The organism is Pseudomonas syringae (genome assembly GCF_021605415.1).
Taxonomy (GTDB): Bacteria; Pseudomonadota; Gammaproteobacteria; order Pseudomonadales; family Pseudomonadaceae; genus Aquipseudomonas; species Aquipseudomonas syringae_S.
The window spans coordinates 66,801-81,291 of sequence record NZ_WKEQ01000026.1 but is presented as its reverse complement, the minus strand read 5'-3'; the positions used below and the strand labels follow the sequence as shown (position 1 = coordinate 81,291).

12 protein-coding genes are annotated in these 14,491 nt (G+C 55.5%); 9 read left to right on the top strand and 3 right to left on the bottom strand.

The genetic code is table 11. The features are described 5' to 3' along the window. Positions 1-107 precede the first annotated feature (107 nt). The 9 genes from GIW69_RS18380 (at position 108) to GIW69_RS18340 (ending at position 10,584) form a co-directional block, all read left to right on the top strand. Positions 108-1,661 carry a TnsB C-terminal domain-containing protein gene (locus tag GIW69_RS18380; RefSeq protein ID WP_236484212.1) on the top strand — a complete coding sequence of 518 codons (1,554 nt, stop codon included), beginning with the start codon at positions 108-110 and terminating at the stop codon, positions 1,659-1,661. Then, complete coding sequence (locus GIW69_RS18375; protein ID WP_236484211.1) at positions 1,658-2,566, top strand: TniB family NTP-binding protein; 909 nt, start codon at positions 1,658-1,660, stop codon at positions 2,564-2,566. The genes GIW69_RS18380 and GIW69_RS18375 overlap by 4 nt, the downstream gene beginning before the upstream one ends. Before the next feature lie 10 nt (positions 2,567-2,576). Beyond that, positions 2,577-4,451, top strand: coding sequence for a TniQ family protein (locus GIW69_RS18370; RefSeq protein WP_236484210.1), 1,875 nt, complete (start codon positions 2,577-2,579; stop codon positions 4,449-4,451). Between the two features lie 39 nt (positions 4,452-4,490). Continuing rightward, a complete protein-coding gene (locus GIW69_RS18365; protein WP_236484209.1) occupies positions 4,491-4,847 on the top strand; it encodes a hypothetical protein in 357 nt (118 codons plus the stop codon). A 72-nt stretch (positions 4,848-4,919) separates the two neighbouring features. Continuing rightward, complete coding sequence (locus tag GIW69_RS18360; RefSeq protein ID WP_236484208.1) at positions 4,920-5,195, top strand: hypothetical protein; 276 nt, start codon at positions 4,920-4,922, stop codon at positions 5,193-5,195. Between the two features lie 97 nt (positions 5,196-5,292). Next, on the top strand, positions 5,293-5,700 hold the full coding sequence (locus GIW69_RS18355) for a DUF6957 family protein (protein WP_236484207.1): 408 nt from the start codon (positions 5,293-5,295) through the stop codon (positions 5,698-5,700). 125 nt (positions 5,701-5,825) lie between these two features. Next, positions 5,826-6,560 carry a metallophosphoesterase family protein gene (locus tag GIW69_RS18350; RefSeq protein WP_236484206.1) on the top strand — a complete coding sequence of 245 codons (735 nt, stop codon included), beginning with the start codon at positions 5,826-5,828 and terminating at the stop codon, positions 6,558-6,560. 278 nt (positions 6,561-6,838) lie between these two features. After that, entirely contained in the window at positions 6,839-7,996 is a 1,158-nt protein-coding gene (locus GIW69_RS18345) for a hypothetical protein (protein WP_236484205.1), read from the top strand. Positions 7,997-8,208: 212 nt separating this feature from the next. Continuing rightward, positions 8,209-10,584: a TOTE conflict system archaeo-eukaryotic primase domain-containing protein gene (locus GIW69_RS18340; RefSeq protein ID WP_236484204.1), complete on the top strand. Its 2,376-nt coding sequence runs from the start codon at positions 8,209-8,211 to the stop codon at positions 10,582-10,584. Positions 10,585-10,645: 61 nt separating this feature from the next. Here GIW69_RS18340 and GIW69_RS18335 read toward each other — a convergent pair whose 3' ends face one another. From GIW69_RS18335 to GIW69_RS18325, 3 genes are read right to left on the bottom strand one after another with little or no spacing between them, the layout of a single operon-like run. Beyond that, positions 10,646-11,620 (bottom strand): plasmid partitioning protein RepB C-terminal domain-containing protein, encoded by a 975-nt coding sequence (locus GIW69_RS18335; protein WP_236484203.1) that lies wholly within the window; start codon positions 11,618-11,620, stop codon positions 10,646-10,648. Next, positions 11,620-12,525 carry a plasmid partitioning protein RepB C-terminal domain-containing protein gene (locus tag GIW69_RS18330; RefSeq protein ID WP_153403977.1) on the bottom strand — a complete coding sequence of 302 codons (906 nt, stop codon included), beginning with the start codon at positions 12,523-12,525 and terminating at the stop codon, positions 11,620-11,622. The genes GIW69_RS18335 and GIW69_RS18330 overlap by 1 nt, the downstream gene beginning before the upstream one ends. Next, complete coding sequence (locus tag GIW69_RS18325) at positions 12,522-14,129, bottom strand: recombinase family protein (protein ID WP_268945682.1); 1,608 nt, start codon at positions 14,127-14,129, stop codon at positions 12,522-12,524. Before GIW69_RS18325 ends, GIW69_RS18330 begins: the two co-directional genes overlap by 4 nt. Positions 14,130-14,491: the final 362 nt, after the last annotated feature.

Genomic DNA, 14,491 nt, shown 5'->3' with positions numbered 1-14,491 from the left:
GAGTGGGGTCCGGGTGGCGAAAACGTAAGAAATACTCGTCGAATTGATTGTTTTTTGATCATTTGGCGAGTTTAAAAGTTGCGCTAGGTGGTATGCCGGGGAAATACATGGCTACTTCAGACCATCCCTTAGGCTTTGAAGGCCTCATTCCCAACTTCAGTCGTCGAGGGGGGACGGGCTGGGCCAAAAAAACCGCAGCGAAGGCGGTCGCCGAGAAGGTGTTGATTCAGACCTTTATGAAGGACGACAAAGTCAATTTGTCTTCCGTGGCATTGATGGTCAACGAGGAACTGAAGACGCTCAATCAGGCCACTGGAGCCGATGAGAAGGTCGATCGCAAAACCATCGCGCGTTTGCTCCAACAGCTGCCCAGCTCGCTCGTTAAACAGGGGCGACTCGACCCGCGTACCTACAACTTGTGGAACCGGCAAGCCGTCCGCCGGTACGACGTCAAACTGCCTTTTGAACGGGTGGAGATTGATGCCAAGACGATTGATGTGTACTGCTGTGACGAGTATGGCCATCGCTACACCGAGCTGACCTTGTACGCCATGGTCTGCGCGCGTACCTCCTACCCCGTAGGTGTATTCGTCAGTGGCGGCAAGCCCAGCGAATACACCCTGCTCAAAGTGTTTGAGTTTTTTTTAATGCCGAAAGACCCGGCCTTCAACGCGCGGTTTGGCATCCAAACAGATTGGGTGCAGCCCTGTGGGATTGCCTTGGTAGTGCTCGACAACGCGTCAGAGAATTTCTCGGATCTGGCACTGGCTATCGTGCGCCGACTCGGTATTCAGATCGAGTATGCCCGTATTGGGCGCGGCGACGATAAACCGCACGTGGAATCCTTCTTCAAATCGGCGGATGAGGGCCTGTTCAGCAAGATGCCGGGGGCGAAAAAAAGTCAGGACAAGCGCATCAAAAATCGGCATGCCAAAGCGGCTGCCGAAGCGTGTTACTCCATTGAAGAGATCTATCGCCACTTGGTGAGTTTCGTCGCGGATGTGTACATCCATCGACCAAATCAAAAGCTGGGATTCCGCCATGGCAAGCCAATGACCATCAAGAGTGCCATGGATGAAGCGCTCACCAACTTCCTGCCCGTACCGCCGCCTTCTCTCGACCAACTCAAAAAATTGCTGTTAGAGGTCAACCGGGATAATCGCACAATCCATCATTACGGCATCGATTTTGAGGGGTTTCAGTTCCATAGTCAGGCGCTGGCAGTGCTGGCGCGTGAACGGAGCCTCAGTGACATCGACATCTTGTTCAATCCGGAAGACTGCACGGTGATTTATGCCGTGCACCCGGACGACGGCAGCCACATTCCGCTGCAGAACAAGACGGTGGGCATGCCGGAAGTATCCTTTGAGGTCGCTAAAACCCTCAAAAAAGCCTACTCGGGCCATTCCGCCACGATGTCTGGCCATGACTATCAGCGTGTGTATGCTCAGATGCTGGCGCAGTTCACCGCTGACAGCCAGCGCCGCCCCTCCATCAAGGCCAACAACCAGGCATTGCGTGCGCGCGAGAAACTGGCGCAGAAGGCGGACATCGCCGCACAGTTTGCACAGCACGCGCCCAAGCCGCGTCCTTTGCCTCGTCCCGCGACCTTAGCCGATAGCGATGATGACTTCCGTCCGGCGCCACGGAGGACGGTATGAGCACGATCGCCAACGAATTGGTGGGTCACGCTCGGTTTAACACCGTGCATGGTCACTTGGTGGAGGTCTTAACGCGGGCGAGAGCAGGTGACCCACAAATCCTTCCGATTGTTGGGCCGACCCGGGTCGGTAAGACGTGTCTGCTGGAAAATTTCAGGGCGATGAATTCGACGTCGGGGACGAGCCGCTCCCGCGAAATTATCAGTGTCGTCAGCCCGAAGCATTTGACCGGTCGGGCGCTGCCGGATGCTTGCTTGACGAGTATCGATATGAATCCAGCGCTGTTCAATAATCATGTCGCTGCGACAGACGCCTTTATCAAGGCGGTCAACAAGCACGGCGCACGACTGATCATCTTTGATGAAACGCAGCACATGCTTGAGCGCGGTAGCAGCACCACCGTGCGCGCGGCAGCGGACTTTCTCAAAGGCCTCTTCGACCAAGCCCAGGCCAGTATCGTGCTGGCAGGATTGCCGAGTTTAATGGGCCTGTTTTACGCCAATGAACAACTGGCGGATCGCGCGCGCCGTCCAGTGGAGTACTTCCCGTATTACTGGCAAGGCAAGGATTACATCAGCTTTCGCAGCGCATTGGGCAGTGCGCTCGATTACCTGGAGGACAGCGGCTGGGACACCTTCGAATTCAACGACCGGGACTTTGCCCAACGCATGTACGTCGCGACGGCTGGCCGTTATGGCCTCATCAACAAGATTTTCATCGAGGTGCAGGCACTCGCTGGGACAGCGAAGATCGCACGTTATGAGGCCTTTGCCAGGGCTTTTGAGCAGGCCGTGATGAACCGCCTGATCGAATTCAATCCGTTCGATGTCGATCAGACGATCCAGACCGAGCACATGGCTTTGGTGTATGCCAAGGTCATGCAAGAAGCCGGTGTGAAGGTCTAGGAGCAATAGCATGTTGGCATTTATTCCCGAGACCGACTTCGCTGACGAAAGTCTCAACGGTTACTTACTGCGGCTCGCCGAAGAGAATTTTCTTGGATCAATCACTGCCCTGTTGCGCCCAATAGGGATCAGGCTCAAGGCCCAGTATTCACCGCGGGAACTGCAGGCGATTGCCGAGTATCACGGTCTGGAACTGCAGCAATTGCAACGGCTGGCCAGTTTTCCCACCATTAACGGGTCGCTGGTGACCGGCGCCTTTATGCGTAAGGCCGCGATCGCGGTCTGTCCCGAGTGCCTTGGGCAAGCAGACTACATCCGGCAGGCTTGGCACCATGAGTTGTTTACGGCCTGCCCAACACATCGAGTACTGCTGATGGAGCAATGCCCCGAATGCGACGCGCCAGCAGAACTCAATCGCGGCGCGGTGTCTCGCTGTCGTTGCGGCTATGCGCTGAGCGAGGCTCGTGGACGCCCTGCCGATGCGGCGAATTTGTTCATCTCGTCGGTGTTGCTGGCGGAGCCCAGCCGTCCGTGCGTGCTGAGCGGTCTGAGCGATGAGCCGGGCGTGCCAGAGGATGTCGACAAGTTTCTCCTGTTCCTGGCGAACTTGACCCTGCCGACACCGCAGCGCAAAAACGCCGCGATCAGTTTTCACCGAGCGTTGGAGATTAATGAAGCATCCTTTGTGCTGGCAGAGGATCTACCGGAACGCTTTCGTGTCTATGTGCAGAACAAGGTACAGGCGGCTAACCAGCTGAAGTCCAGTCGCTTCGTCCACAACCTCGGCCCCTGGTACAAAGAACTTAATGCAACCTTCACGTCCGCCGCCTACAGCTCGGTTCGAGCCACGGTGTGCAGCGTGATGTTGGAACAGGCCGATGCTCCCATCAACCGCAAAATGAAGTACATCGCTGCCGAACTGTTGGGGCTGAAAAAAACCTTTACCGCCAGCGAGACGGCGCGCTTGCTGGGCTCCTCCCCAGATCGAATCGTTTCCTTGGTTAAGACCGGACAACTCTCGGGGGAAATCATGAGTGGCGCCGCCGTGGAGTTCTGTGTGGTCGATCGGTCAGCGGTGGAAGCGCAGCAGCAGGCCGCCAAGGGCTTGGTCGCTGGCAAGGAGCTGCTTAGCCTGCTCAACATCAGCCGCCGCGTGCGTGAACGCTTACTGGCGTCGGGTGTGCTGAACCGCGTGCCTGACAGCGATAAGCCGCTGTTCGCCAAAGGTGATTATCGCGTGGAGGACATCCAGTGCCTGATCGATACTTTGGCCGAAGGCTGTCGCCACGCCGCGTCTGCCTCTACCTTGGGGCTCGAGGACATCAGCGGCAAACGTTTTTCCAGCCAGCAGACCCATGAACTGTACCGGTTGATATTCAGTGGTCAGATCAAGCCCGTGGTGAGTGATGCCGGTATCCAGGGCTTGGCCGCGTTCGGGTTTGATCATGACGAACTGCTGGGTCACCTTCGGCAAGAGCCGACCCTGCCTGACCTGAGCATTACCGATCTGACCAAGATCACGCGCTGGAAACACGAAACCATTAAGGCGTGGATTGATAGGGGCTTGCTGCCTGCACGCATCGAGTTCGACGAGGGCAAGCACCGGGTGTTTATTTCCGTGGCGAACCTGGTGACGTTTCTCTCGCGCTATGTGGTGGCGGCAGATGCCGCCGAGCGTTTGGGAAGTAAGTCGATTTGGTTGACCAAGTCGCTCAAAACCAAAGGCGTGTTGGCGCAAGGAGCGCACGCTACCCGCGAGGGCAGCCAGCGTGGCGTTCTGTTGTCCGCCGACGCCTTGATCAATGTCGCCTCCGGTCGGTCGTCCGACTGGGCCCGCGACCCATCACCGGCGTGGGCTGACCCCTCGAGCGCCCCTGGTGGATAAACAGAACAGGCACGCGCTGTCCCACTTGGAGACCTAGCCATGAGCATCCCGGATACCTGGACTGAGCGGCGGATGCAGGAAGCGCTACACAACCCGTTTGCGGCGCCGGTCACGGCCTACCTGACCGACGTGTTGATCAGCAGTTGTTGTGCGGTGGGGGTTATTTATCACGATGCGCGACCGGCTATGCGAAAGCGGTTTCGGGATGGCCAGCGCATTCGTACGTCTGACATCCACAGCGTCTCTCGGGAAGGGCGTTTTTGCGTCATCCGGACAGCCAGCCAAAGTCGCTATGTCGTCGTCACCTTTCATGCCGATGGCGGAAAAAGATCGTTTATCGATTTTTTGAAGATTCTGTCCAACGGTTTCTACGCCACTCCGGGCCGACTGCAATAACCGGGAGGTAGGCGGATGACAGCGTCGTTCGAGTTAGCGCAGGCACTTGGTAATCGTGGGCTGTGGTTATCCATGACGGCCTTCCTGGTCGAGGTGCGGATCGAGTGTGATTGTGCCTGCGGGCGTGTGTATGCCGATGTGTTGGAACGGGTGGCCGACGGTACTGCGTTGTGTACCGCCGAGATCGATAGTCTGGTGATGCGCCAGGGCTATTGGACATTCAAGACTATTGAGGCTGAGTGGTATGTGATCGTCAGCTTCGATGGCCCAGCGGGGCGACGCTCGTTCTATGAGTTCGCCCGGTTGATGGCCGGTGGCCTTTTTCGCACCCCGACTGCGCTGCAATAACTGAGCACAGACCACTGCCTAGGCTGGTGCCCAGCGATGGTGCCCCCGTAGCCAATATCAGGCCCAGGCGGTTGATCATTCAACGGAGGTAAGCGAGATGAGCGAATCGAATCCATTAGCGCAGATGGCCAACTTTCTGTATGGCGCCGGCACGCCGACGGCGGGCCTAAGCCTCAGCCCGGAGGAGGCGAGCCGTGAAGCGCAGCGCCGCTACCCGAACAAACCCTACTGTTTGGTCAGGCAGTGGATGTTGGTGGATCTGCTCATGGCGGATCCGGCGCAGTGGGCTGCTGAGCATCCGGGCAAGGCGCCGCGCCTCGTGTTGGCGCATAACATTGTGTTCGACAGCGCTGGACGCTTTGCGCCGGGCTATTGGGTCAGAAGTACCTTTGAGGTCTCGTATACAGCACCAGGTTTTTTCGAGACAGGCAATACCGTGTATGTACTGCTGGGCGAGGGCTGCAGCAAAGCCGAAACGCTGGAGGTGGTGTTCAGCCTGTATTGAGGCGTTGTCACGGCTTCGCACGTTTTTCAGGCGCTACCGCCACCGATCCGCTTGGCCCACCGGGGCGGCAACACCTCGGCCCAATGCAGTTGGGCGAACGTGCCCGTTCATCATGAGGTGGCACCATGCGTGTGTCTGTGCTCTCCGATTTGCATTTGGAGTTCACCCCCTTCGTGCCGCCCAGCGTGGACGCGGACGTGGTGATCTTGGCCGGTGATATCGATATCGGTACCCGAGGTTTAGTCTGGGCAGAGCGCACCTTCAACTGTCCCGTGCTGTATGTCGTTGGTAATCATGAATACTACGGCGGACACCTCAGCCGCACGCTGGAAAAGTTGCGGGCGTTGCAAACCCCGCGCGTGCAAGTGCTCGAGCGCGATGAAGGGATCGTCGATGGCGTGCGTTTTCTCGGCACGACGGCCTGGACGGACTACGCCGTGACGGGCAATGCCGCGCGGGCCCAACGGCTGGCGCAGGCGCAGATGACGGATTTTCGCCGCATTCGCACCGCCGGTTATAGGCGGGTGCGCCCGGTCGATTTTATGGAACAGAACCATCAGGCACTGACCTGGTTGCAGCAGCGCTTGGCGATGGCGTATGCCGGCCCCACGGTGGTGATCACGCACCATGCCCCGTCACTGCGTTCCCTGCAAAACAGCCCGTATGCCGGTACCGATCTCGACGCGGCGTATGCCAACGCGTGGGAACGGATGATGGGGCCCAGCGTTAATTTGTGGGTGCACGGGCATGTGCACGAGGCCGAGGATTACGTCCTCGCGGGGACGCGGGTGGTGTGCAACCCACGCGGTTATCCCGGGGAAGCCACGCGCTTTGATCCGGGGCTGCTCATCACGGTATGAGCCTGGCGGTGGGGCGGTGGCCATCCGGGGATTCGAAGCGCACTGCGCATAACCGGCAAAAGGTTAAACCCGATTGTGTGGCCCAACGGCTGGCATCCACTGGCGCCGATGCACATCTTCGGAAGCCCTTACTGGCCGGCCCAGGCGATGTAACTCAGGTGCGCCCTTTTATGGCTCGCGGCTTTCCGTTGAAGGGTGAACCGGTGATATTGGCATGACGGTAAAACGGTGGAAATCAACGTGTGTTTTGCTAGCGGCTGAGCATTGAGGAGCCGATCATGGAGCAATATGATCGTGGTGTGCTGCTGGAGCAGGTCTGGACTGACCCCGTGTCAGTGGTCGCGCCCAAGTATGGGCTGTCTGACGTCGGACTGAAAAAGTTGTGCGCAAGACTGCAGATACCGACGCCCATGCGAGGATATTGGGCAAAACGTAAAGCCGGTAAGCGCGTGCCGCCTCAACCCCCACTCCGGGATTACACCGGGCCTGCGCGCTACTTATGGCATCACGCTCCAGTGCCGGCACCACCATCCAAAGTGCCCGCCATCGAGTCGATTGATCCCCGGCTGCAAGCGGTCATCGAATATGAGCAACTGCCGAGCCACCGGATACGCGTGGCAGAGCGGCTGACCAATCCCCATGCCTATGTCGTGCAGACGCGGGAGGCGTTGCGTCATCCCGTCTTGGATCAGCGGGGCATGCCCTTCCCCAGTCGCCGTCAGCGGGCCCTTGATATGAAGGTTTCGGCGGCCTTGCAGCCTCGGGCGCTTCGTATTGCTGACGCCTTGATCAAAGCCTTCGAGACCCGGGGGTATCCAGTGCTCATGGGTGATCGATGCAACGTCGAAATATTCGGGATACAGATTGGTCTGCGCTTTTTCGAGCCAACCAAGCGTTCTGAGGGCAGTCCACCGCCGCGTGCCTTGGCGCGAAATGAACGCATCCATTGGAGTTCGATATCGTCGCCGCAGTATGTTCCCACAGGCCAGCTTCATGTTCTGGGCGATGCAGGGTATGGCGGGAAAGTTATGGACTCCACCCATACGCCTGTTGAGCAGCAGCTCAACAAGCTGATCATCATGATGGTTCGGCGCGCCGTCGAGCTGTTGATCGGGCAGGAAGAGCGGGCCATTGCTGAAGTGGGGCGTCGGCAACAACGCGATGAAGCCTTAGCCAAAAAGGCGGAGCAGGATGCCGAGCGAGAAAAACTACAGCGGCTTGAAGAGGACGCCCACCATTGGCGACGGGCCAATGCGCTTCGGGAGTATCTTGTCGAGTTAGAAAAAGTAACTTACGGTGCCGGAGCCCCGACGCAAGTGCAGTTTGCCTATTTAGAGTGGGCTAAGGCCAAAGCGGATTGGCTTGATCCCCTTATCCATAAGTCGGACGGGCTGCTGGATCTGGAGATTACAATACCCAACCACTATGGCTGGTAGAGGGCGTTCTCCGTGGGGTGCCCGCGCATTTCACTCAGCACCGTCAGCCATTGTTCACGAGCGCCGCCACGTTTGGCTTAAAGGCCCATCACTCATAGCGTTGCTGGTTATGAACATCACTGTTTGGCCGCTGTAGACCATGGCGAAATTGGCTTCTCAGACCAACGTAGAAAATCGTGGAAGGACGAGACACGGGACTGAATAGAGACCCCATGACTGAATCTGATTCACTGGCACAGTTACAGGCAGAAAATGCCCGATTGATTGCTTTGCTGGAAGCCAATGCTATCGAGTGGCGTCTGCCAGTCGCCGTGTCCGTCGTGCCCATTTCAGTGATCGAGTTGCCCGCCCAGCATCTGGGAACCGAGGCCAAGCTCAAGCTGTTTCAGCGCTTGTTTCGAGGACGAACTGATGTGTACCCACAACGCTGGGAGAGCAAAGCCGGTAAGGCAGGATATTCACCGGCCTGTGCCAATGAATGGCGCCCAGGTGTTTGTCAGAAGCCGAAAATAAAGTGTGGTGACTGCAGCTTCCGCCAATTGGTACCGCTTAATGACCAGGTGCTTTATCGGCATTTGGCGGGCGAAATAGTCGCAGGCGTTTACCCCCTGCTAACCGATGACACCTGTTATTTCCTTGCCGTGGATTTTGACGAGGCCGACTGGCGTGAAGACTTGCTGGGCTTTGCCCAATCCTGTCACGAGCTGGGTGTACCCGTGGCTTTGGAAATCTCTCGCTCGGGCAATGGTGCTCATGCATGGATTTTTTTCGCCAAAGCGGTCACTGCCCAAGACGCTAGGCGGCTGGGCACGGCGATTATTAGCCATACCTGCGCTCGGACTCGACAACTAAAGCTGAGTTCGTATGACCGACTGTTCCCGAACCAGGACAGAATGCCGAAAGGGGGCTTCGGCAACCTGATCGCACTGCCCTTGCAAAAGAAAGCCCGCGAGCATGGGTGCAGCGTCTTTGTGGACGGCGAACTAAAGCCGTATGCCGATCAATGGGCATTCCTGGCCAGCATCCAGCCAATGGCTGTGGAGGATATCGATCCGGCCATCGTGTGTGCGACCGGTCATGCCCACCCTCTGGACGTAATGTTTGTTGCGGAAGAAGACCAGTCGGAGCCGTGGAAGATCCCCCGCGAACAAAAGCTATCCTGCCCGATGCCGGCAACGTTGACCGTTACGTTGGCCAACCTGATCTACTTCGAAAAGTCCGAGCTACCCCAGACACTGGCTAATCGGTTGATCAGGCTGGCCGCGTTTCAGAATCCTGAGTTTTATAAGGCGCAGGCGATGCGTCTGTCGGTCTGGAACAAGCCCCGTATCATCGGCTGTGCAGAGAATTTCCCCAAGCACATCGCACTGCCTCGCGGTTGCCTGGATGCCGCGTTAGAGCTTCTGAACGATAACGGTATTGCCCCGATTGTTCAGGATGAGCGTTTTGCCGGAGAGCCGATCAACCCTAACTTCGCCGGTTCGTTGCGGGAGGATCAGGAGGCTGCTGTAGCGGCGATGCTAGAACACGATGCAGGCATCCTGTGTGCCCCAACCGCATTCGGCAAAACCGTGGCCGCTGCCGCGCTGATTGCACGCCGGGGCGTTAACACGCTGGTGCTCGTCCATCGAACTGACCTGCTTCGACAATGGCAGGAGCGTTTGCAGATGTTTCTTGGCCTCGGCAAAGGTCTCGTCGGCACTATCGGCGGTGGTAAGGCCAAGCCGACTGGGATCATCGATATAGCCGTGATGCAGTCGTTGTCACGGCAAGGGGAGGTGAGCGATCAGGTGAAAAATTATGGGCAGGTCATTGTTGATGAATGCCATCACCTGTCGGCATTTTCGTTTGAAGCGATCCTTAAAAGTGTTCGGGCAAAATACGTGCTTGGCCTGACAGCCACACCGGTACGCCGTGATGGACAGCACCCCATCATATTTATGCAGTGTGGGCCGATTCGACATACGGCAAGCAGGTCAACAAGTGCCCCGAGTGATTTGATGGTGGAAACTCGACTGTTGCCAGGCCAGATCAATGTGCCCGAGGGCGCGGGTATTCAGGAAGTATTCCGGCATCTGGCTGACAATATTGAGCGTACCCAGCGGGTCACGTTCGAAGTGGTAAAAGCCTTTAACGAAGGGCGTAAGGTGCTGGTGTTGACGGAACGAACGGATCACTTGAGCGCCATTGAAGCGGCACTGGTTGGTCGTGTGCAGAACCTGTTTACCTTGCACGGGCGAATGTCGAAAAAGCAGCGTTTGGCACTAACGGATGAGTTGGCTGCTCTGTCTCCAGATGCCCCTCGGGTACTCTTGGCCACCGGTAAGCTGGTAGGGGAAGGCTTTGACCACCCTCCTTTGGATACCTTGGTACTGGCGATGCCCATTTCTTGGAAGGGTACACTTCAGCAGTATGCTGGGCGTTTGCATCGGGAGCATGCGAGCAAAGCAGACGTGCGCATAATCGACTTCATCGATGCAGGGCATCCAGCGCTGATGCGAATGTGGGATAAGCGCCAAAGTGGATACCGGGCGATGGGTTACCGACTTGAAGATACCTCCAGCTCAATGGAGCTGTTTCGAGCTTGAGCGATGAGTTCATGGCCTTCAAACGGGACTGCTCAAATCCTGAGCGTTCGGCTCAATCGATCTATTTTGTCGGTTCGGCAGCGGGATCCGGTAGAGCAGTTTCTAGTTCGTCACTTCCCCAAGGTAGTTCAGTCAGCTCGGCGATGGATTGGAATTCTTTCAGGTATTCAGGTTGGTGCTTGGCCAGCCACCGGACAACTGCAGCGTTGGCGAGAAGCTCGGTTAGATAGCCTTTGATGACCGTGAGATGAAGTACATCTGGCCCGTAGTCCTCCTCGACTGTTTTGATTTGCATTTGCAAGGCGGCAAGCTCTCGCTCCAGACGAGCGATTGATTCTGCTGAGATCTGCTGATCAGGAGGAGGCTTTCTTGGTACTGCCAGTTGGTCTGATGGCGTGGCGGCCAAAAGGGCTTTAGCGAGCAGAACTGAAAGATTTTTGTTTCCAATCATCAACTCAGCCGCTTCAATTTGCCTCAGTGGTTTCATCTGCCTTAGAAGATTGAATACGTTTGCCGGGCAATCTGTATCACCCAGAAGCATAACGGCTTCTGCACAGATGCCATTAAGCAGACGAAACTTTTGCTTGATTGTCTGCGGTGATAATCCAAGGGCTTTACCAAGTCGCTCTGCCGAGACCCCGCGCTCCATAGCGCGCACAATCATTTTGTTACTTTGTACGGCGGATAGCTTATTGGTACGCTTGTTGTACGAATAGGTGTCATCGTCGGTAGCCACGAGGCAATCGACGTCCATCTCTCCCAAATCCTTCAACGCCTCAATACGCAGATGGCCATCAAGCAAAAAATAATGTCCATCGCGGCCTGGAACTGGCGTAACAGCAGGAGGCTCGACCAATCCCACATCTTGGATCGAAGCTAGAATTTGTTGGTACTTGAGACTTTCTTTTACTGCTGGGCGTGAGATTTTAAGGGGCAGAATATTGGCCACTTTGACTCGAACGCACTCATCCAAAAAAGCATTTTTCGGAACGTGAGTCGGCTTGGAGTTATTAGGCTCGTGTGTTTGCTCAGACATCACAACCCCCTTCCATTCCAAAGCCGGGCCTGTATCAGTTTCGGCAATGTGTTCAGATGCTCTGTATAGAGCAGCTTTTCGAAATCACTGACGGATAAGAGATCTTTGATAGCCTGAATAGCGAAAACTACCCGGTCATGGGTAAACGCTGCCTTTTTCACCATCAGACGTTGTCGTTCGGCTTCCCGTTCGAACAGGCGCCTCAAGTCTGCGGGAGTTATTCTTTTCTTTTTATTCTGGCTACCGCCTAGCGAGCTCCCCCGAACAAGCTTGTCCCTCTTGGCCCGCAGTTCGAGAAGGTGTCGTAGCTTCGTAATTTTCTTTCCTCTTATTCCGCGTTCGTAGGCGTCAGTAAGTACATTTTGAATGTCACTTTCAGTGCTACGGGCTATATCTGTCGCCATGCTCAGAGGAATCAACCCAGTCTCAACCGCCGACAGGAGCTTTTCTTCTCCCCGTTCGAGAAGCCCAACAATCATGTTGACCCATGATGACGTGGTGCCGATTATTTTTGCGATGTCCGCATCTGACTTGCCCCGTTCCTTCAAGCGTCCAACCTCGTTCATCAGATCTATCGGGCGGTGATGCCTTCGAGCTACGTTCTCCACCAAGCTCATCACGAGGCAGTCTTCTTCCACAGCATCAATCACAAATGCTGGAATCTCTTTGGCTTCCAGAGCGAGGAACGCTTCGAGGCGACCTTGCCCGCACACGAGGTCATAATTAAGTGGCCCTTGGGGCGAGGCTTTTCGGCTTAGGGTGATGGGACGCTTGAGGCCCACCGTTTTGATATTTTCGATGAGCTCGCGGTGAACCTTCTTGTTTCTCGTGCGAGGATTCAGGATGTGAATTTGCGAGATGGGAATGAGTGCAACATGGTCACGTACAGTTGATGGGACGGTCATTGGCAAGCCTCTTTCAGGGAGCAACGCGCAGCAAGCCCATCCAGTACATCCAGCGTTGCGAAACGGTAACTGTCTATTAAGGGACTGTTTTCTTCGGCCATTCTTTTTGGCCATGTCCCCATGTCTATACTGGGAACCAGGTAATAGTCCCGTACTTGAAGGTTTGCTTGTTCCATGCGCACAGCAATTGTGATGTCAGGGGCCAGGCTATTGTCGAATCTGAGCTTCCAGCGAAGCGTTCCAGCCGGTGTGGGTTGGCAACGGGCAATGACCACGGATGCCGTCCATTGATTGTTAACGGTCAGCAGGTCATTCTGATCGCTGAGTTCGACTCTTGCCCCAACGAACTTAAAGTGGTTTAGAACATCTTCAAGAACCTGCGGATGCAGCTGTCTTAGAGACCGATTGATCTCCAAATATCGATAGTCTCGATCTGGTGTATAACCGATAAGGGTGTAGGCACGTAAAAGGCCGCCGAAGCGATTTATATAGATAGTGCTGGAGGGCATGTTGTCCTGCTCGTCGATGAGCATCCCAGACAATGAGCCCGCCCGCTCTAATAGGGTACGAAGCAGCTCTAGCAGTTGTGCGTCATCCAGGCGGTGCGAGCGCTGTAAGATGATTTCGCGTACGCCGGCAAACACCTCCAGTGAAACAATGCCTTGGAATGCGCCATCACAGCGAACCCACTTGTCGGGTGGGTTGCGACTGATGCGTTTGCGTAGCTTGGAGGATGTTTTGTTGTAGACGTTGTTACCAATATATTTCTCGTTGGTCAGCACCTGGTGCACGCTGCCCCGGCTCCAAGGGCGATCAAAGTCGGTGACCAAACCTTCAGCGTTCAGCGCATGGGCAATCTCTCGTTCGCTCATCCCGTTGTGGATGAATTGGTGGTAGATGCGTTGAACCACTTCGATTTCCGCTTCGGGCCCAGGAATTAGGATGACCCTGTCGGTCTGGATGCTCTTTTGTTGGCCTCGTGAGAGTTCTGCCTTGAACTCGCTTTTCTCATCGATCAATGCCCGGCGTAACCCATAGCCTGCTGGCCCACCTTGGTGAAAACCCTTTTCAACGAGACGGCACTGACCAGCGAAGACTTTTTGGGACAATTCACGGCTGTACTCGCCAGCCATGGATCGTTTGATGCCTTTATATATAGTTGCTAGTGGTGAGCCGTCGTTTTCGAAGGGTTCTGCGCAGTACACCACCCTGATGCCGCTGCTGGTGCAAAGATATTCGTAGTGAGCACTCTCATCTGTGTTCTGAAAACGTCCCCAACGGCTGACGTCATAGACCAGAATGACCTGAAATTGAGTCTTTCCGGTCTGAACATCGTCAAGCAGTGTGCGCAGTGCGTCCCGACCGCCAATATCTAGTCCACTTTTCCCTTCATCACGATAGGTGGTAACGATTTCCATGCCATGGCTCATGGCGTATGCATGAATGGCTGCCGACTGATTTTCGGTGGAGTAGCGTTGATGATCCGTGGACATGCGAACGTATTCCGCAGCCGGCACAGGACTGTCGGAGGAGTTTTCTGAAGTTATCCGCGTGCTTGGAGAGGGCAAGCAGGCCTCCTTTGGGTCAGGAAAATCCTGGCCCATTCGATTCAGCCTAGGGACGATTTGTGACGTAACAATGAAGAGGCACGACCATCTGTCAGATGATGGGAGGGCTCTCGATTTTTACAGAGGGCGAATGCTGACGCTCATCAACTTATCGTAGGTGTCTATATGTACAGTTATTAGAGGTTGATGTTCTATACGACAGATATTGAGGGTTTAGCGCTGACGTGCCTGCAATTGCCAGCGTGCAATCCGACTTGAATACGCAAAAATTTTCGTTTAAATTGATTTCATGTTTTGACAATCTGTCAATTTTATACCGGCTGTAATAGTTGGAGGATTAACATTGGCCGAAGTTAGGTTTTAGACGAATAACTTTTCCCGAAGTGGAAATTAACTTT

Bases quoted from the DNA above. Each gene is read 5' to 3' on its own strand.
- GIW69_RS18335 (WP_236484203.1), bottom strand. From the start codon at position 11,620: ATGTCTGAGCAAACACACGAGCCTAATAACTCCAAGCCGACTCACGTT.
- GIW69_RS18355 (WP_236484207.1), top strand. From the start codon at position 5,293: ATGAGCGAATCGAATCCATTAGCGCAGATGGCCAACTTTCTGTATGGC.
- GIW69_RS18345 (WP_236484205.1), top strand. From the start codon at position 6,839: ATGGAGCAATATGATCGTGGTGTGCTGCTGGAGCAGGTCTGGACTGAC.
- GIW69_RS18330 (WP_153403977.1), bottom strand. From the start codon at position 12,525: ATGACCGTCCCATCAACTGTACGTGACCATGTTGCACTCATTCCCATC.
- GIW69_RS18340 (WP_236484204.1), top strand. From the start codon at position 8,209: ATGACTGAATCTGATTCACTGGCACAGTTACAGGCAGAAAATGCCCGA.
- GIW69_RS18365 (WP_236484209.1), top strand. From the start codon at position 4,491: ATGAGCATCCCGGATACCTGGACTGAGCGGCGGATGCAGGAAGCGCTA.
- GIW69_RS18375 (WP_236484211.1), top strand. From the start codon at position 1,658: ATGAGCACGATCGCCAACGAATTGGTGGGTCACGCTCGGTTTAACACC.
- GIW69_RS18325 (WP_268945682.1), bottom strand. From the start codon at position 14,129: ATGGGCCAGGATTTTCCTGACCCAAAGGAGGCCTGCTTGCCCTCTCCA.
- GIW69_RS18350 (WP_236484206.1), top strand. From the start codon at position 5,826: ATGCGTGTGTCTGTGCTCTCCGATTTGCATTTGGAGTTCACCCCCTTC.
- GIW69_RS18380 (WP_236484212.1), top strand. From the start codon at position 108: ATGGCTACTTCAGACCATCCCTTAGGCTTTGAAGGCCTCATTCCCAAC.
- GIW69_RS18360 (WP_236484208.1), top strand. From the start codon at position 4,920: ATGACGGCCTTCCTGGTCGAGGTGCGGATCGAGTGTGATTGTGCCTGC.
- GIW69_RS18370 (WP_236484210.1), top strand. From the start codon at position 2,577: ATGTTGGCATTTATTCCCGAGACCGACTTCGCTGACGAAAGTCTCAAC.